General features: G+C 72.1%; 18 protein-coding genes. 6 read left to right on the top strand and 12 right to left on the bottom strand.

The genetic code is table 11. The annotated features are described in order from the left end of the window. Nucleotides 1-129: 129 nt before the first annotated feature. Genes ACIBG7_RS22100 through ACIBG7_RS22080 form a run of 5 tightly spaced genes read right to left on the bottom strand, consistent with a single transcriptional unit; the run spans nt 130 to nt 3935 of the window. Nucleotides 130-516, bottom strand: a complete 387-nt coding sequence (locus ACIBG7_RS22100; RefSeq protein WP_357920940.1) for a hypothetical protein — start codon at nt 514-516, stop codon at nt 130-132. Further along, a complete protein-coding gene (locus tag ACIBG7_RS22095) occupies nt 513-959 on the bottom strand; it encodes a hypothetical protein (protein ID WP_357920937.1) in 447 nt (148 codons plus the stop codon). The genes ACIBG7_RS22100 and ACIBG7_RS22095 overlap by 4 nt, the downstream gene beginning before the upstream one ends. Before the next feature lie 9 nt (nt 960-968). Continuing rightward, on the bottom strand, nt 969-1763 hold the full coding sequence (locus tag ACIBG7_RS22090) for a carbon-nitrogen hydrolase family protein (RefSeq protein ID WP_397337424.1): 795 nt from the start codon (nt 1761-1763) through the stop codon (nt 969-971). Between the two features lie 10 nt (nt 1764-1773). After that, the gene (locus tag ACIBG7_RS22085; RefSeq protein WP_357920932.1) at nt 1774-2265 is read right to left on the bottom strand and encodes a hypothetical protein; all 492 of its coding nucleotides are present in this window, start codon (nt 2263-2265) and stop codon (nt 1774-1776) included. After that, the gene (locus ACIBG7_RS22080; protein WP_397337423.1) at nt 2262-3935 is read right to left on the bottom strand and encodes a RyR domain-containing protein; all 1674 of its coding nucleotides are present in this window, start codon (nt 3933-3935) and stop codon (nt 2262-2264) included. The genes ACIBG7_RS22085 and ACIBG7_RS22080 overlap by 4 nt, the downstream gene beginning before the upstream one ends. A gap of 70 nt (nt 3936-4005) precedes the next feature. Between ACIBG7_RS22080 and ACIBG7_RS22075 the strand changes: the two genes are divergently transcribed. Next, nucleotides 4006-5949: a hypothetical protein gene (locus tag ACIBG7_RS22075; RefSeq protein WP_357920926.1), complete on the top strand. Its 1944-nt coding sequence runs from the start codon at nt 4006-4008 to the stop codon at nt 5947-5949. Between the two features lie 4 nt (nt 5950-5953). Here ACIBG7_RS22075 and ACIBG7_RS22070 read toward each other — a convergent pair whose 3' ends face one another. The 3 genes from ACIBG7_RS22070 to ACIBG7_RS22060 are packed head-to-tail and all read right to left on the bottom strand — an operon-like array spanning nt 5954 to nt 9677. After that, complete coding sequence (locus tag ACIBG7_RS22070) at nt 5954-7120, bottom strand: M20 family metallopeptidase (RefSeq protein WP_397337422.1); 1167 nt, start codon at nt 7118-7120, stop codon at nt 5954-5956. Further along, entirely contained in the window at nt 7117-7947 is an 831-nt protein-coding gene (locus ACIBG7_RS22065) for a DUF418 domain-containing protein (protein ID WP_397337421.1), read from the bottom strand. The genes ACIBG7_RS22070 and ACIBG7_RS22065 overlap by 4 nt, the downstream gene beginning before the upstream one ends. Next, nucleotides 7944-9677 (bottom strand): alpha/beta fold hydrolase, encoded by a 1734-nt coding sequence (locus tag ACIBG7_RS22060; protein ID WP_397337420.1) that lies wholly within the window; start codon nt 9675-9677, stop codon nt 7944-7946. Before ACIBG7_RS22060 ends, ACIBG7_RS22065 begins: the two co-directional genes overlap by 4 nt. 26 nt (nt 9678-9703) lie before the next feature. On the opposite strand from ACIBG7_RS22060, the gene ACIBG7_RS22055 reads away from it, so the two are divergent. Then, a complete protein-coding gene (locus tag ACIBG7_RS22055; RefSeq protein ID WP_397337419.1) occupies nt 9704-10876 on the top strand; it encodes a pyridoxal phosphate-dependent aminotransferase in 1173 nt (390 codons plus the stop codon). Nucleotides 10877-10888: 12 nt separating this feature from the next. Here ACIBG7_RS22055 and ACIBG7_RS22050 read toward each other — a convergent pair whose 3' ends face one another. Then, a complete protein-coding gene (locus ACIBG7_RS22050; protein WP_357920911.1) occupies nt 10889-11818 on the bottom strand; it encodes a LysR substrate-binding domain-containing protein in 930 nt (309 codons plus the stop codon). 117 nt (nt 11819-11935) lie between these two features. Here ACIBG7_RS22050 and ACIBG7_RS22045 point away from each other — a divergent pair, with 117 nt between their 5' ends. Together ACIBG7_RS22045 and ACIBG7_RS22040 are read left to right on the top strand one after the other, a co-directional pair. After that, nucleotides 11936-12487 carry a peroxiredoxin gene (locus ACIBG7_RS22045; RefSeq protein ID WP_357920908.1) on the top strand — a complete coding sequence of 184 codons (552 nt, stop codon included), beginning with the start codon at nt 11936-11938 and terminating at the stop codon, nt 12485-12487. Between the two features lie 3 nt (nt 12488-12490). Beyond that, nucleotides 12491-13027 carry a carboxymuconolactone decarboxylase family protein gene (locus ACIBG7_RS22040; RefSeq protein WP_357920907.1) on the top strand — a complete coding sequence of 179 codons (537 nt, stop codon included), beginning with the start codon at nt 12491-12493 and terminating at the stop codon, nt 13025-13027. 56 nt (nt 13028-13083) lie between these two features. Here the strand turns inward: ACIBG7_RS22040 and ACIBG7_RS22035 are convergent, their stop codons facing one another. After that, complete coding sequence (locus tag ACIBG7_RS22035) at nt 13084-13758, bottom strand: alpha/beta fold hydrolase (protein ID WP_397337418.1); 675 nt, start codon at nt 13756-13758, stop codon at nt 13084-13086. A 114-nt stretch (nt 13759-13872) separates the two neighbouring features. Between ACIBG7_RS22035 and arcC the strand changes: the two genes are divergently transcribed. Both arcC and ACIBG7_RS22025 read left to right on the top strand, forming a co-directional pair. Then, nucleotides 13873-14793 carry a carbamate kinase gene (gene arcC, locus ACIBG7_RS22030; RefSeq protein ID WP_357920901.1) on the top strand — a complete coding sequence of 307 codons (921 nt, stop codon included), beginning with the start codon at nt 13873-13875 and terminating at the stop codon, nt 14791-14793. Next, entirely contained in the window at nt 14777-15886 is a 1110-nt protein-coding gene (locus ACIBG7_RS22025) for a ring-opening amidohydrolase (RefSeq protein ID WP_397337417.1), read from the top strand. The genes arcC and ACIBG7_RS22025 overlap by 17 nt, the downstream gene beginning before the upstream one ends. A 160-nt stretch (nt 15887-16046) precedes the next feature. On the opposite strand, the gene ACIBG7_RS22020 is transcribed toward ACIBG7_RS22025, so the two are convergent. Both ACIBG7_RS22020 and ACIBG7_RS22015 read right to left on the bottom strand, forming a co-directional pair. After that, nucleotides 16047-16424, bottom strand: a complete 378-nt coding sequence (locus ACIBG7_RS22020; protein WP_357920895.1) for a nuclear transport factor 2 family protein — start codon at nt 16422-16424, stop codon at nt 16047-16049. A 9-nt stretch (nt 16425-16433) separates the two neighbouring features. Continuing rightward, nucleotides 16434-16694, bottom strand: coding sequence for a DUF3303 family protein (locus tag ACIBG7_RS22015; protein ID WP_357922146.1), 261 nt, complete (start codon nt 16692-16694; stop codon nt 16434-16436). Nucleotides 16695-16820 lie beyond the last annotated feature (126 nt).

Genomic DNA, 16820 nt, shown 5'->3' with positions numbered 1-16820 from the left:
GGACCTCGTCCCATCGCGCCTGGGTGATGGGGTAAGCGTGCGCCCGCGCTCGCAGGGCCTCACGCAGGCGCCCTTCCAGCTCGTCCACACCTGTGAGACACCCGAAGGGCTACGCTGCGTTGGCAGACCCTACGGAACGGGTATGCGTTCGATGCGGATGGAGAAGACCTCCTCGGGCGGGACGATCACCTCGTAGGCGCCGTGGTCGACCATCCAGTAGCCCAGGGCCTCGGCCTTCATCCCGCTGTGGCCGGTGTAGGCGATGTGCAGGCCGTTCTCGTCCTCGTCGAGGACCAGGCACGGCTCGCCGCCGAACGCGCCGACGGTGCGGACCAGCACCAGCCACTCCAGCTCCGTCCGCCGGACGGTGCGCCGCCAGTAGCCCGAGGCGGCCTCGAAGCCGTCGGCGGCCTCCTCGCTGAAGAGCACCACCTGGTCGCTCTCCGGCCCCAGCGCGGCGGGATAGGTGGTCTCGCGGTAGCGGGCGACGAACCCGTTGGAGATGGGGACACTCATGCGGCGGGCCGCCAGGTCAGCCCGTCGTACTCGGCGAACGGCCGCCAGTCCGACCCGGTCACGTGGGTGATCTCCGCGCCCGCCGGGATGGGCATCGGCATCGTGTGGAACTGCGGCACCACGTGCTCGCGCGAGGTGGTGAAGCCGTTGCCCGCGAACGGGGCTACGTCGCTCCAGTCGCCGCCCATGTGCGGCCCGTACGGCACGGCGTAGGTGTCCACGTCGCGCGCGTACCACCGCATCACGTACAGCTCGGGGACGTCGGCCGTCAGGTGCGACCCGTCGAAGGACAGATCTAACCCCTGGTAGAGCAGGCGCGGGCTGGTCAGCCGCGCGCAGTCCTGGACGCGGTAGACATAGCCCGAGATCACCGTGCGCCTGCCCGACAGGTACGGCACGAGCAGGTGCGGCGGCACCACTTTCTGCATCTGCGTCCTGCTCATGGATCTACCTTACTTTTCGATCGACCCGAGCACTCGATGTTCCAGGCATGGCAGGGTAGCCCGGGCCGAAGCGGTGAAATCGGTGTCGATCCGGACCACCCCCACGCCCGGTCCGCTGCCCAGATCGCTGCGGACCACGCCTAGCGGATCGACCAGGAGGCTGCGGCCGATGCCGAACCCGTCGGAGGACTCGGCCGGGTTGGGCGCCTGGCCCACGGCGGCGGTCCACGTCGTGTTCTCCAGGGCGCGGGCGCGCACCAGGGTGAGCCAGTGGTCCTCCTTGAGCACCCCCGACCCCCACGCGGCGATCACCGCGAACAGCTCGGCGCCGCGGTCGACCAGGGCTCTGGTCAGCTCGGGGAAGCGCACGTCGTAGCAGGTCACCAGGCCGACCCGGAGCCCGGCCAGCTCGACCACGACCGGCTCGTCCCCGCGGGCGACCAGCGTGGACTCCTGGGCGCCGAAGGAGTCGAACAGGTGGATCTTGCGGTAGGCGGCGGCCAGCGAGCCGTCGGGGCGCAGCGCGACCGCGGTGTTGTGGACGCGGCCGTCGGCGCCGGGCTCGAAGGTGCCGGCGATCACCGCGACGCCGTGCTCGCGGGCGGCTTCGGCCAGGCCGGCGACGAAGGGGCCGTCGAGCGGCTCGGCGAGCTCGGTGATCCGCTTGCCGTACCGGGTCAGGGTGGCCTCGGGGAAGATCGCCAGGTCGGCGCCCTCGGCGGCGGCCAGCGCCTCGCGGGCCCGCTCCAGGTTGACGGCGGGATCGGGGGAGACAGGGATCTGACAGAGGGCGATGCTCGTCACGCTGCCGAGCCTAGCGCTCCGCGGGCTCCTCCCTGGCGGCGCCCGGCGGCCAGATCACCCGCACCCGCATGCCCCGCCGCCGCGCCGCCTCGACCACCTCGGCGGTGCCGCCCGGGCCGCGGGAGGGCCCGCCGTCCCAGACCGCGATCAGCTCGTCGGCGCGGGCCAGCAGTTCCTCGGCCGCGGCCTGGTAGGCGGCCTCGCCCGCGGTGCGGAAGGGCAGCGGGTGCACCAGGCTGGCCTTGCCGAGCAGGGTGTCGTAGCACTCGCGTGCGGCCGGCGGCAGCGACTGGCGGTAGTCCTCGGCGGGCAGCACCACCTGGAGCTCGCCGCCGGCCCAGATCATGGCGTCGGCGAAGATCTGGTCGGCCCCCTCGGCCAGGCAGGACACGCCGACCAGCGGGCGCTGCTCGGCGTCCAGCAACTCCTGCAGCCGCCTGGCCACCAGCCCCGCGGTGCCGGCGCTCAGCTTACGGTGCCCGGTGACGGCGATGACCGTCATCGCGCGTCCCGCTTCATCCGCACCACCTGGAAGCCCGCGACGGCCAGGATGTTCGGGATGGCCTGCACCGCGTTGCGGTCCTTCGTCCGCGCCTCCTCCGACAGGTTCGACCAGTCGCAGACGTCGGGATGGCTCTTGCGCTCGTCGTCACGGGCGGGACCGTGCTTCCATCCGGCGTCCAGCATCATGATCACCCATCGGTCGTGTTCGGCCTTCGCCATGCTCTCGATGTCCTGGTCGGTGAAGGTGTACTCCACCTCAGGATCCACCCGTGGCCCCAGGGTGCAGCGCACCCCCCGCAGCTTCCTCCCGATGTCGGCGGCGAGCTGGCGGTTCGACTCCTTCTTCTCCGCGGGCAGATCATCCCATGGCACCATCGAGGGGTTGAACATGACATGATCGCCCAGCGCGTACTGAGCCGTGAGGTAGTGCTTGTGCAGCCAGCGGGCGAGCGTCTCGACGAGGTCCTCGCCGATCAGCCGCGGGTCGCCGGCCGCCTCGGCGACGGCGAAGATGCGCAGCGCGCCGTCCAGGCCCTCCAGCAGCGCGGTGTCGTGCACCGCGTCGCGCAGCGCGGTGGCGTGCTCGACCCGGATCACCAGCGAGCCCACGCCGCCCAGCCACAGCCGCGGCGAGGTGAGCGCGATCTTGAGCGCGAGGTTCTGGTCGTCGTAGCAGACGTAGACGCGCTCGGGCGGGTCCATCGGCAGGTTGCCCGGGAGCTGCACCTCGTCGGCGTCCAGGTTGAGCGGGGTGATGTCCAGCTTGGCCAGGGTGGCGGCGTGCCGGGCGGTCAGGAGCGCCACCTCCTCGCTCGCGCGGGCGTCCACGACGGTGACGGCGAGGTTGTCCTTGGCCTGCTCGCGCTGGTGCCACTGGCGGGCCATCTCCAGCAGCAGCATCTGCCCGAAGCGCGACAGGCCGAGGATGATCACCGGGCCTCTGACCGGGTCGCGTTCCAGCAGCACGCGGGCGGCCAGCGCGTCGGGGCTGAAGAAGTCGAGCCGCCCGGCGCTCTCCGGCAGGCCGAGGCGGCGGGCGCGCAGGGCCAGGCACAGGTCGGGATCGGGGATCAGCGCGTAGGTGGCCACGTGACGGCCGGCGAGGGCGTGGGCGGCCTGGGCGATGCCGATGTTGGTGGCGCTCTCCTCCTCGCAGGCGTAGAGCGTGGCGGCTCGCGGCAGGCCCGCGGTGCGCAGCACCTCGGGGTCGCGGGCGTCCCCGGCCACGTGCAGGATCGCGCTCGTGGGAGGCGCGGTCCTGCTCACCATCACCACGCGCCGGTGCTCGGCGCGCAGCCGCTCGACGAGCACGATCGCCAGCGGTCCCGACCCGCACACCACCGCGTGCCCGCGCGAGCGGCGGGCGCGGAAGCGGCGCAGCTCCGTCGAGAACAGCAGCACGCCACCGGCGACCAGCACGTAGATGGTGGTGGCCGGCGCGGTGAAGCGGGCGATCTCCAGGCTGAGCGGCAGTGCCCGCGCGGCCATGTCGAGCGGCAGCGGATCCAGCACGAACAACTGCAGGTCGTAATAGAGCAGATCCAGGAAGGTGTACGGCTGCCGCAGCGCGTCGAGGTGCTGGGCGAATCCCCGCAGGCCGAGAAGTAAGGACGCGATGGTGAGCGTCACGAAAGAGGCCCGCAACAACCAGGGAGCGGGATTCCTCATATAAAGGACGATATCTTGCGCACCCGTCGCGCAAAAGGATCGGCCGGGGTTTGATTAGGGGGTGAACTCCGTGAACGCCTTTCTGGCCTGGTCCTCCGAGGCGGAGGGTTTCGAGGCCGTGAGCCGCGCCGTGCAGGCGGTCAAGGACATCCTGCGGGAACGCCAGTACGGGTGTTACGACTGGGCGGAACAGCCCCACAGCCGTAATATCGGCACGGAAATCCAGGAGCAGATCCGGAAATCGGACATCCTTATTCTCGAAGGCAGCACTATTCGCCCGAATCTCGCCTTCGAGGTGGGATTCGCCCGCGCGCTCGACCTGCCGGTCGTGGTGATCAAACAGGAGGGCACCAAAGAACTGCCCGAGGACTTCGGCGCCCCCCGCTACCTCAACTACCCCAGCGAGGCGGGCAACGAGGCCGGCTTCGCCAAGTTCGAGCTCGACTTCGGCCGTCAGCTCGAACGGCTGGAGGAGGGCTCGCTCAGCCGCGGCCACCGCGCCCTGCGCAGCCGGCTGACGCTGCTCAACCGCAACATCCAGGACGTGCTCAACGGGCACGACCTCGACCACCCGCAGCTCCACCTGCGCAGCGGCTGGCTGCAGGCGCTGGCCTCCGAGGTGGGCAAGTCGGGCCGCCAGAACCTCATCACCGACGCCGACTACTACTCGCACTGCTTCGCCGAGCTGCGCGAGTGGAACGGCGGCCCGATCCACGCCATCGCCGACCTGACCGACGACACCGAGACCTTCTGGCAGTCCGATCTCGAACACCCCGAGCAGATGAGCGCGCAGGTGACCGAGCGCATCTTCCTGGTCGACTGGCGGCTGTTCTTCCAGGAGGAGGGCGAGCTGTCGCGCTACATCACCATGTGGGCGCAGCAGAAGGCGAGCCTGGCCGAGAGCGACTACGAGATCTACGTGGCCGCGGTGGACGACGTCATGCCCGGCCGCGCCCTGCAGCACCCCTTCGGCGACGCCGCCGTCGGCCGCCACCTGCTGCTGCTCAACCCCGACTGCATCGGCGGCTACCGCAAGCGCAGCGAGGGCGGTCCCGGCGAGCGCCGCATGCTGCACATCGAGCGCGACGCCCACCGCTTCAACGCCGCCCGCCGCTACTACGAGTCGATCAAGAACAGGGCGGTCCGCTTCGAGCTCACCCACGACTTCCACTCGCTCAAGCGCGACTGGCTGGCCAAGCTGCAGATCGGCCGCTGGGACCCGCACTGGACGGTCCGCACCGAGCGCCGCTCCCCGGCCTACTTCGACCGCTACGACCAGCACATCCGCTGCTGGATCCCGAGCTACGACCAGATGGTCCAGGACTGCTCGGCGCTGGTCGCCAGCGAGATCATGCGCATCTTCCAGGAGCTGGACAAGTCGGTGTCCATCCTGGAGATCGGGTACGGCACCGGCAGCCTCACCGAGGCGATCATGCCCTGGATCCGCACCCTCTGCGAGCCCTTCGACCGGCTCGGCCTCGACTACCCGGTCGACCACTACCGCGCGGTCGACCGTGCCGGCCAGATGCGCCGCCTGGCGCTGACCAAGCTCGGCTCCGGCACCACGCACGTGCTGCGGCTGATGGAGAAGAAGGCCTGGGAGGACATCGAGGAGAACATCCAGCACAACGTGATCTTCGGCTCGCTGGTCACCCACTTCCTGCTCGGCATGGAGCCGGACGAGAAGAAGGTTGACACCTTCTTCGCCGAGTGCGTGCAGCGGCTGGCGCCGGGCGGCAGCCTGGTCTTCGCCGACTGCTTCGGCCCGGACACGCCCGAGGAGCGCGAGCTGGAGGTGGAGAACTGGCGGCTGTGGATGATCGACAACGGGCTGTCGGAGGAGTACGTGGACGCGTACCTGGCCGGCAACCAGGACATGGTCAACGCCGTCGCGGTGGGCGAGCTGGAGTCGGCGGCGGCGCGGTACGGGTTGCGGAAGGTCAAGGAGAAGGTGGTGGGCGGCACGCAGATGTTCCGGCTGCTCGTCTTCCGGCACGATCCCGCCGCGCGGTGAGCGCCTAGCCGAGGAGGCGGGCGGCGGCGGTGTAGGCCAGGGCGAGCGCTCGGGCCACCGCGCCCACCGCCGCGTCCGGCGGGAGGAACGTGGGCTCGTGCAGCCCCGCCTGGGTGAAGCCGGGCGCCCCGCGCAGGCCCGCGAAGATCATCAGGGTGGGCAGCTTCCCGCCGTAGTGCGCGAAGTCGTCGCCGCCGCACGAGCGCCACGGCGGGGCCGCCGCGAAACCGGCCGCGGGCAGGCCGCGCCGTACCTCCTCGGTCAGGGCGGGGTCGTTGACCAGCGGCGGCTCGCTCTTGGTGACGGTCAACCGGGCCCGGCAGCCGTGCGCCGCGGCCACGTGCTCGACCGTCTCCCACACCGCCTCGCGCAGCGCCGCCTGGTCGGCCTCGGTCATCGAGCGGATGGTCAGCCGGGCCTGCGCTAGCCCCGGGATGACGTTCTCGGTGTGCCCCGCGGCCACCATGCCGACGCTGAGCGTGCCGCCCTCGACCGGGTCGAGCCGCCGGCCGACCAGTGTGTGCAGCGCCACCACGGTCTGGCAGAGCGCCAGCACCGGGTCGCGGGTCCGGTGCGGGTAGGCGGCGTGCCCGCCGGAGCCCTCGATCTCGACCAGCACCGCGTCCGCCGCCGCGTTGACCGTGCCGGGCTCGGCGCCCAGGCTGCCCCACGGCAGGTCGGGGTGGACGTGCACGGCCGAGACCGACGCCACCTGCTCGGCGGCCAGCTCCCCGGCCCGCAGCACCGCCACCGCCCCGGACGGATGGCGTTCCTCGCACGGCTGGAAGAGCGCCACCAGCGGCGCGGGCAGCCCGTCCCGCACCGCCACCCGGGCCGCCGCCCGCACCACCGCGGCCAGCGCCGCCGCGTGCACGTCGTGCCCGCAGGCGTGCATGTGCCCGTTGGCGGCGGCGAACGCGGCCCCGGTCGCCTCGGTCATCGCCAGCCCGTCCAGCTCGGCCCGTAACGCCACCGCCGGACCCGCCGCCCCCACCCGGGCCAGCAGGCCGGTCCCGGCCACCACCCGGTGCCCGGGCAGCTCCCCGGCGATCAGCGCGGCCGTGCGGTGCTCCTCCCCGCCCAGTTCCGGGCAGGCGTGCAGGCGGTGGCGGAGGTCCAGGGCGCGGGGGATCTCGTCGTCGAGCGCGTGCAGGAGCGCGGCGAGGGTCACTCCTGGAGTATCCGCCGGTTCGGCACCCGCTCCAAGCGGGTCAGGCAGCGCCAGACCCACTCCAGCGGTCCGTAGCGGAAGGCCGACAGCCACCACCAGCTCACCGCCGCCTGGACGGCGAGGGTGAGCCCGGCGACCGTCCAGACCGGGCCGTGGGTCAGCGCGATCACCACGGTGCCGGACAGGTAGTTGGTCAGCGCCATCCGGCCCATCCGCTCCAGCGGCGGGAACGGCGGCAGCAGCAGGAAACCGGTGGCGTAGGCCGCCGCGCCGCTGAGCGCCGACAGGGTGAACAGCAACCACGAGCCGGTGCTGAGCCAGCCCCACACCAGGCAGCCGGACAGCAGCGCCGAGGACACGAACGCGTACGGCAGGAGCCGCCCCGGCGGGCGCAACTCCATGATCGCCATCCCGGCGAGCAGCAGCCCCGGGATGAGCGCCGCGCCGCCGCCCTGCCAGATCGCCACGCCGACGGCCGCCACGCCCAGCGCCAGCACGGCGAGCCCGGGCAGGAACGACGCCGGCAGCAGGGCGAGCGCGCCCCAGAAGGCGTAGTCGGTCAGCACCTCGCCCGGGTAGAAGGTGTGCTGGATCACCCCGAAGCAGAACAGCCACAGCAGCCGCCGCAGCAGCATCCAGCGGGAGCTGCCGCGCAGGATGAGCACGAAGCTCACCCCGAACAGCGCCGAGAAGATCGGGTAGAAGCGCCCCTGCAGGAAGCCCTCGATCAGCCGTTCCTGCGTGCCGCTGTGCTGCCAGGTGTTGACCACCATGATCCCGCACACCGCGAAGCCGCGGAGCGCGTCCAGCCGCCTGATCCTCGTCACAGCATCCAGAGCACCCACCATAGGAGAAAACCGGTCGCCACCGTGGCAGACGCGAGGTGCGGCCAGCCGCGCCGCCGGGTCAGGGCCAGCAGCGACAGCCCGGCCGAGACCGCCAGCAGGACGGTCAGCTCGCGGGCCACCACGCTCGGCACGCCCAGCCCGAGCACCACCTCGTTCGTCTTGAACTGCGCGTAGAGCACCTGGAAGCTCAGCCCGAGGAAGGCCAGCCCGCTCAGCCCGGCGAACGCCGTCAGCGCCCAGCCCCGGCCGCCCCCGGCCACGAGCTGCAGCACCGAGAAGAGCGCGAACAGCGCGAGCGGAAAGCCCAGCCAGGGCGTGCCGAGCAACCGGTACGGCGCCGCAGTCAGGTGCACCTCCTCCGGCCCCACCCGCTCGTACGGCGCGGCACACCCGACCGGCTGCGCGGCGGCGGCCGGATCGGCCACGAAGGCCCCGATGACCCGCCGCCCGCACGCGCCGGAAAGGAAGACCGCGTGCCCCACCCCGGGAAACTCCGCGAACCGCGCGTTCGGCAGCGCCGCCGCGGCCGGGCGGGCGGTGCGCGGCGGCGTGGTCGGGTCGAGCTCGCCGCCCACCACCAGCACCGGGGCCTGCGTCGTCGCCTTCGCGGGCTTGCCCTTCGGCAGTGCCCACTCCCGGCACAGCGCCCGGTCCACCTTCACGGTGAACAGCCTGGGTTCGGCCGGGAAGGCGTTGAAGGGCACCTCGTCCTGGCACTGCACGGCGTGGTAGAGGCCCCAGTCGTGGGAGACCAGCGCGGGCGCGATCTGGTCCATCAGCGGGCGCAGCACCTCGGTGCGCCCGTCGGCGAGCGCGCCGACCAGGACGGGCGCGACGGCCAGCACCGGCGCCTCATGCAGTGCCTCGGCGAGGAAGGCCTTGAGATCGTCGCCGGTCAGCCGGGTGGTGAAGGACGTGCCGCGGACCGGGTCGAGCGCGGGCAGCTCGATCGGGTGGGCGTCGGCCTGCCGTACCGCCTGGTCGAACTGTTCGCGCAGGCCCAGCCTGGTCAGGGTGTCGAGCAGGTTGCGCTCGGCGTCGTCGTACCACGCGACCTGCTCGGGCAGGAAGGAGTCGAGCACGACCGCGCGGGTGCCCTCCGGGTCGAGGGCGGCGGCCTGGAGCATCGAGCGGGTGGAGTAGCTGACGCCGAACAGGTTCCACTGCGGGTAGCCCAGCGCGGCGCGCAACGCGGGCACGTCGGCGGCGATCTCGGCGGTGGTGTAGCCCCGCGGGTCGACGCCCTCCTCGCGCAGCCGCGCCAGGCACGAGCCCGCGCCGGACGGCCGGGCGCGCAGCTCGTCGAGCAGGAGCTGGGCGGTCTCGGGACAGCCGAGGCTCGGCTCCGACCAGCGGCTGCCGCGCTGTTCGAGGGCGATCACGTCGCGGTCGGGGAAGGCCTGCCGGAGCAGGCCGAGCAACTGGAGCGAGGCCGAGCCGGGGCCGCCGCTGGTGTAGACGACCGGGTCGGGCTTGCGCTGCATCGAGGTGGACATGTGCCGGGCGAAGCCGACCTTGATCGTGCGATCGGGCGCGTCGCGGCGTTCGGGGACGATCAGGAAGCCGCAGCGGGCCCCGCTGGGCACCCGGACCGGGCAGGCCGACCACTCGATCCCGGCGGGCTCGGGTAACTCCCCGGCCGAAGCGGGCCGCGCCGCGGCCGCGAGGGAGAACAGACAGGCGAGCGCGAGCAGGACCCGGGAGAGCACGGGGCGAGCCTATTAGGGTGGCGTCCGTGAGCGAACCCCTTGTCACCCGCATGCGCGGCTTCGGCACCACGATCTTCGCCGAGATGAGCGCCCTGGCCCTGCGCACCGGCTCGATCAACCTCGGGCAGGGCTTCCCGGACACCGACGGCCCCGACTCGATGTTGCGCCGCGCGGTCGAGGCGATCGGGTCGGGCGCCAACCAGTACCCGCCGGGTCCCGGCCTGCCGGAGCTGCGCCAGGCGGTCGCCGAGCACCGGCTGCGGCACTACGGGCTGGAGTACGACCCCGACGGGGAGATCCTGATCACCGTGGGCGCCACCGAGGCCATCGCGGCCAGTGTGCTGGCGTTGTGCGAGCCGGGCGACGAGGTGATCGCCTTCGAGCCGTACTACGACTCCTACGCCGCCTCCATCGCGCTGGCCGGAGCCCGGCTGGTGGCGGTGACGCTGCGGCCGGACGAGACCGGCCGGTTCACCTTCGACCCCGCCGAACTGCGCGCCGCGATCACCCCACGCACCCGGGCGATCCTCGTCAACTCCCCGCACAATCCCACCGGCACCGTCCTGACCCGCGCCGAGCTGGGCGAGATCGCCGCGCTCTGCCAGGAGGCCGGCCTGATCGCGATCACCGACGAGGTCTACGAGCACCTCACCTTCGACGGCGTCGAGCACGTGCCGCTGGCCACCCTGCCCGGCATGCGCGAGCGCACGGTCATGATCTCCTCGGCGGGCAAGACCTTCTCGGTCACCGGCTGGAAGACCGGCTGGATCTGCGCCCCCGCGCCGCTGGTGCGGGCCGTGCAGACGGTGAAGCAGTTCCTCACCTTCACCGTCGGCGGCCCCTGGCAGCTCGCCGTCGCGCACGGGTTGCGCCATGAGCTCGGCTGGGTCGCCGAGCTGCGCGCCGGGCTCGAAGGCAAGCGCGACCGCCTCATGGAGGGCCTGGCCGCCGCCGGGTTCGGCGTGCTCAAGCCGCTGGGCACCTACTTCGTGCAGACCGACATCCGGCCGCTCGGCCACGCCGACGGCCTCGACCTCACCCGCCGGCTGCCGGAACTGGCCGGGGTGGTCGCCATCCCGACGCAGGTCTTCTACGACCACCCCGAGCGCGGCCGGCACTTCGTGCGCTTCGCCTTCTGCAAGAAGGACGAGGTGATCGACGAGGCCGCGGCGCGGCTCAAGCGGCTGAGCGCCTCCTGAGCTCCCGGCCGGTCAGGCGGACGGCACCACGGTCACCGGCAGCTTGCGCTGCCTGACCGCCGTCCGCACCGCCTTGGCGAGCTGGCTGTACTCCGCCGCCCGGGCCGAGGAGGCGCGGTAGGCCAGGCCGATCGTCCGGCCCGGCGCGGGCGGCGCGAACCGGCGCAGCGCCAGCCGTACCCGCTTGCCGGTCTCCACCGGCACCGCCGACTCGGGCAGCAGGGTCACGCCCAGCCCGCCCGCCACGAGCTGGACCAGCGTGGGCAGGCTGGTGGCGTAGGTGGTCGCGGTGGCGCGCGCGCCGACCTCCCGGCACACGTCTATGGCCTGCTCGCGCAGGCAGTGCCCCTGGTTGAGCAGCACGATGTCGAGGTTCTTGAGCGCCTCGCGGGAGATCGGCCCCTCGCCGCCGGCCAGCGGATGCCCTTCCGGTACGGCCAGCAGGAAGTCCTCGTCGTAGAGCGGCTCCTCCACCAGCCCGCCCAGCTCGGTGGGCAGCGCGAGCAGCACCAGGTCGAGCCGCCCCTCCCGCACCTCCTCCAGGATCGTCTCCGTCTTGGCCTCGTGCACGGTGAGCTTGAGATTGGGGAAGCGCCGCGCGAACATGGGCAGCAACGCGGGCAGGACGTACGGGGCGACGGTCGGGATGACGCCCAGGTGCGCCGGGCCGCTGAACGGCTCCCGCCCCGAAGCCACCTCGGCGACCAGCTCCTCCATCTGCGCCAGCACCCGCTCGGCCCGCCGCGCCACCCGCTCGCCCGCGGGCGTCAGCAGCACCTTGCGCGTGGTGCGTTCGAGGAGCTGAGTGTCCAGGATCTCCTCCAGCGCCGAGACCGCCCCGGACAGCGCCGGCTGGCTCATCCGGAGCGCGGTGGCCGCCTCCCGGAAGTGGAGATGGTCGGCTACCGCGAGGAATGCCCGCAGTTGAGCGAGGGTGGGCATGGGCTCACTGATAGGAAACACCTCTCAGATTGGTCCGACTGCTCGATTTCTCGAATCAATGCTACGTGGGGGAGGGTGGGGGCACGGACCACGAATCCACAGCAAGGAGATACCGAGTTGCTCACCGTCGGTGACCACTTCCCCGAGTACGAGCTGACCGCCTGCGTCGACCTCGACCCCGACAAGGCGTTCGCGCAGATCGACCACAAGACCTACGAGGGCAAGTGGCGCGTGGTGTTCTTCTGGCCGAAGGACTTCACCTTCGTCTGCCCGACCGAGATCGCCGAGTTCGGCCGGCTCAACGGCGAGTTCGCCGACCGTGACGCGCAGGTGCTGGGCGTCTCCGTCGACTCCGAGTACGTCCACCACGCCTGGCGCAAGGACCACGCCGACCTGCGTGACCTGCCTTTCCCGATGCTCTCCGACATCAAGCGCGAGCTGTCGGCCGACTGCGGCGTGCTGGGCAAGGACGGCGTCTCGCAGCGCGCCACCTTCATCGTGGACCCGAACAACGAGATCCAGTTCGTCATGGTGACCGCCGGGTCGGTCGGCCGCAACGTCAAGGAGGTCCTGCGGGTCCTCGACGCGCTGCAGTCCGACGAGCTGTGCCCCTGCAACTGGAACAAGGGCGAGTCCGGCCTGGACGCCAAGGCCCTGCTGGGCGGCTGACCCATGAGCGTCGAATCCCTCCGCGAGGCTCTTCCCGCCTACGCCAAGGACACCAAGCTGAACCTCGGCTCGGTCACGACCACCTCGTCGCTGACCGACCAGCAGCTCTGGGGCGCCGTCCTGGCCTGCGCGCTGACCACCCGCTCGGCGCGGGTCATCGCGGCGGTCTCGGCCGAGGCCGGGGCGAAGCTGTCGGCCGAGGCGTTCACCGCGGCCAAGGCGGCGGCCTCGATCATGGCCATGAACAACGTGTACTACCGGTCCACGCACCTCATCGGTGACGAGACCTACAGCACGCTCCCGGCCAAGCTCCGCATGACGGTCATCGGCAACCCCGGCGTCGACAAGGTCGACTTCGAGCTGTGGTGCCTGGCCGTCTCCGCGATCAACGGCTGCGGGCGCTGCCTGGAGTCGCACGAGCAGGTCCTGCGCGGTTCCGGCATGCCGCGCGAGCAGATCCAGGAGGCACTCAGGATCGCCGCGGTGATCAACGCCACCGCGGCGACCCTGGAGGCCGAGGCCGCGCTCGTCACGGTCTGACCCCTCCCACGGGACGCCCTCTTCCTTCCGGAAGGGGGCGTTCCGTCGTTTGCTCGCTAGGCGGGCAGGGCGGCCAAGAAGTCCGTCACCGCAGCCAGGAAGGCGGCCGGCTGGGTGAAGTGGACCAGGTGGCCGGCCTCGATGGTGACCAGGCGGGCGCCCGGGATGAGCTCGGCGGTGCGCGGGGCCGGGACGTGGCTGGTGGCGCCGCCGGAGACGACCAGGGTGGGTGCGGTGATGCGCTGCAGCCCGGGCGCCCAGGCGGGGTCGGGGGCGGTGAACTGGCGCTCGGTCTGGACGAGCATCTCGCGGTCGAAGTTCGGGTCGCCGGTGTCCTCTTCCAGCGGCGGGCGGGTCAGCGGCACCGGCGGCGGCGGGTCCTCAAGGACGAGGGCGGAGACCCGCTCCGGGTGGGTGGCGGCCAGGTGGTAGGCGACCATGCCGCCCAGGGAGTGCCCGACGACGACCGCGCGCTCGATGCCCAGCGCGTCCAGGAAGGCCCGGACGTCCTCGGCCATCTCGGGCAGCGCGTAAGCGCCCGGCCGGGAGCTCTTCCCGTGACCTCGCAGGTCGAGCGCGTACACCCGGTAGGTGGCGGCGAGGTCGCGGACGATGCCGTTCCAGTCGTTCCGGTTGGCGCACCGCCCGTGCAGCAACACCATCGGCGGCGCGTCCGCCGCGCCCAGCGCCCGATAGGCCAGGGTCACCCCGCCGGCCGAAATGTTGGTCACCGCGCCCGCCTCCGCTCTCCGTGAGATCCGCCCGTCAGCATAGGACGAAGAATCGGCCCGGACTGGGCAGAGATTGCCCATGAACGCCGCCCGCCGCCTGGATAGCGTCACAGCGTGGGTGAACGGCTCCTCATCGCGCTCGGCGGCAACGCCATGACCGCCCCGGACGGCACCGCCTCCCCGGCCGACCAGCAGGCCGCGGTCGAGCAGGCCATGCGGCACGTGCGCGGCTTCATCGACGCCGGGCACCAGGTGATCCTCACCCACGGCAACGGCCCCCAGGTCGGCAACCTGCTGCTGAAGAACCAGCTCGCCGCCGAGACGGTGCCGCCGGTGCCGCTCGACTGGTGCGGCGCCCAGACGCAGGCCACCATCGGCACGCTCATCCTCAACGCGCTCGGCGGGCGCACCGCCACCGTCGTCACCCGCACCCTGGTCGACGCCGGCGACCCCGGGTTCGCCGACCCGGTCAAGCCGATCGGCCGCTACTTCACCGAGGCCGAGGCCCGGCGCTTCGAGAAGCTGGGTCAGAGCTGGCGGCGGTTCGAACGCGGCTGGCGGCGCGTGGTCGCCTCGCCCGAGCCGCTGGAGATCCTCGACGCCCCCGCCGCGGTCGCGCTCATGGAGGCCGGCTTCACCGTCGTCGCCGCCGGGGGCGGGGGAGTGCCCGTGGTACGGCGGGGCGGCTCGCCGGTCGGCGTCGAGGCGGTCGTCGACAAGGACCTCGCCGCCGCCCGCCTGGCCCGGGACGTCGGGGCGACGGTACTGATCATCGCCACCGACGTGCCCAACGCGGTCATCGGGTACGGCGGGCCGGACCCCAGGCCGATCGGCCGGATCAGCGCCCAGGAGTTGCGCGTGTTGCACGCCGCCGGGCACTTCGCGGGCGGCAGCATGGGCCCGAAGGTCGAGGCGGCGCTGCGCTTCGTGACCGGAGGCGGCACCCGGGCGATCATCGTCGCCCTGCGCGACCTCGCGGACGCATTGTCGGGAACTGTAGGAACGAGAGTGGAGAACGATGCCGGATCCCATTGAAGTGCGCAAAGTCATGATCGATAGCGTCACCGACGCCTCCGGGCTCGAACGCCTCATCGAGGACGGCGTGATCGAGGCGCACCGGGTGCTCGCGGTGATCGGCAAGACCGAGGGCAACGGGGGAGTCAACGACTACACCCGGATCCTGGCCGACATGGCCTTCCGCGGCGTGCTCGCCCGCCACGGCCACCCCGCCCCGGACAGCGTGCCGCTGGTGTGGTCCGGCGGCACCGATGGCGTGCTCAGCCCGCACGCCACCGTCTTCGCCACCGTCGACCCGGCCGCCGTCGAGGCCGCGGGGTACGCCACCGACGAGCCGCGGCTGTCGGTCGGCGTGGCGATGAGCGACGTGATCCTGCCCGAGGACATCGGCCGCCCGGCCATGGTCTCCAAGGTCGCCGCCGGGGTGCTGGAGGCCATGAAGGTCGCCGGCATCGAGGACCCGGCCGACGTGCACTACGTCCAGACCAAGACGCCGCTGCTCACCCTCGCCACCATCGCCGACGCGCGCAGCCGCGGCAAGGAGACGGTGATCGAGGACACCGGGCCGTCCATGGACCTGTCGAACGCGACCACCGCCCTCGGCATCGCGGTCGCGCTCGGCGAGATCGAGATGCCGGCCGAGGAGCAGATCTTCCGCGACCTGTCCCTGTACAGCAGCGTCGCCTCCTGCTCCTCCGGCGTCGAGCTCGACCGGGCGCAGATCGTGGTGGTCGGCAACGTGCGGGGCATCGGCGGGCGCTACCGGATCGGGCACTCGGTGATGAAGGACGCGCTCGACGCCGACGGCATCTGGGCGGCCATCCGCTCGGCCGGCCTCGACCTGCCCGAACGGCCGCACTCCAGCGATCTGGGCGGGCGGCTGGTCAACGTCTTCCTCAAGTGCGAGGCCGACCCCTCGGGGCACGTGCGCGGGCGGCGCAACATCATGCTCGACGACTCCGACGTGCACTGGCACCGGCAGATCAAGGCCGCGGTGGGCGGGGTCACGGCCTCGGTCACCGGTGACCCCGCGGTCTTCGTCTCCGTCGCCGCCGTCCACCAGGGCCCGTCGGGCGGCGGCCCGGTCGCGGCCATCGCCGACCTGGGCTGAGCCCCACCCGACCGGGCCGGGACCCGTAAAGGCCCCGGCCCCGTCGTCCTCGGGCTCATGAGGGTCGGGCGGTTTCCTTCGTCCTCGGGCTCATGAGGGTCGGGCGGCTTCCTTCGGCCTTCGGCTCATGAGGGTCGGGCGGCTTCCTTCGGGCTTCGGCTCAGGTGAGCGGGCCGGCGAAGACCACGATCTCGTCGATGTCCCCCTCGGCGGTGACGTGCACCACGTCCATCCCCTGCAGCAGGGTGCGCCCCTCGCCGTCCTCGTACCGCCAGCCGTAGCGTGCCCACTCCTCCGGCGCGTCCACCCGGGTGGCGCGGACCATGCGGCACGGGCCGGACGGATGCGCCTGCATCACCTCGGTGATGAAGTCCTCGACCGCCTTGCGGCCCACGCCGCGACCCAGCGGCCCCCAGAACACGACGTCGGCCGACAGCGCCAGGCTCAGCAAGGTCGCGCGCCGGTCGGCGTCCGCGGCGTTGGCGGCGGCGATGAAGGCGTCGATGGCACGGACGTGCGCAGAATCGTGATCCGTCACGGCCCGAGCCTAGCCACCGAGGACCCGGGCGGCGGCCTCGGCCGAGCCGGTCACCGGGACGATCTCGAAGTCGACCAGGTCGCTCCAGGCGGCCACCCAGGTGTCCAGCAGGGCCGGGTCGTCGGTCTCCATGAGCTGGTAGCAGCGGTCCAGCCGGTCGGCCGCCACCCAGCTGTCCAGGTAGACCAGGCCCGGCGGCAACATCCGGCCGCGGTCGGCGGCCCGCTCGTAGACCGGGCGCGCACCGTGCGGGAACGTCTCGATGACCATGTAACGCACGCCTGGCAGCCTAGTTCCCGCAGCCCACCCCGGGCGGCCCAACCACAGCCCCAGCCATCCGGGCGGGCCAGCCGAAGCCGCAGCCGTCCGGGCGGGCCAGCCGAAGTGGTGACTGCC

Origin of the sequence: Nonomuraea sp. NPDC050328, assembly GCF_044459405.1 — a bacterium.
GTDB lineage: Bacteria > Actinomycetota > Actinomycetes > Streptosporangiales > Streptosporangiaceae > Nonomuraea.
This window is presented reverse-complemented; position numbering and strand designations above follow the sequence as displayed.

What these genes read in the sequence shown, in the direction of transcription:
- ACIBG7_RS22100 (WP_357920940.1), bottom strand. Translation starts at nt 516, where the DNA reads ATGAGTGTCCCCATCTCCAACGGGTTCGTCGCCCGCTACCGCGAGACC.
- ACIBG7_RS22095 (WP_357920937.1), bottom strand. Translation starts at nt 959, where the DNA reads ATGAGCAGGACGCAGATGCAGAAAGTGGTGCCGCCGCACCTGCTCGTG.
- ACIBG7_RS22085 (WP_357920932.1), bottom strand. Translation starts at nt 2,265, where the DNA reads ATGACGGTCATCGCCGTCACCGGGCACCGTAAGCTGAGCGCCGGCACC.
- ACIBG7_RS22080 (WP_397337423.1), bottom strand. Translation starts at nt 3,935, where the DNA reads ATGAGGAATCCCGCTCCCTGGTTGTTGCGGGCCTCTTTCGTGACGCTC.
- ACIBG7_RS22050 (WP_357920911.1), bottom strand. Translation starts at nt 11,818, where the DNA reads ATGCCCACCCTCGCTCAACTGCGGGCATTCCTCGCGGTAGCCGACCAT.
- ACIBG7_RS22040 (WP_357920907.1), top strand. Translation starts at nt 12,491, where the DNA reads ATGAGCGTCGAATCCCTCCGCGAGGCTCTTCCCGCCTACGCCAAGGAC.
- ACIBG7_RS22025 (WP_397337417.1), top strand. Translation starts at nt 14,777, where the DNA reads ATGCCGGATCCCATTGAAGTGCGCAAAGTCATGATCGATAGCGTCACC.
- ACIBG7_RS22015 (WP_357922146.1), bottom strand. Translation starts at nt 16,694, where the DNA reads ATGGTCATCGAGACGTTCCCGCACGGTGCGCGCCCGGTCTACGAGCGG.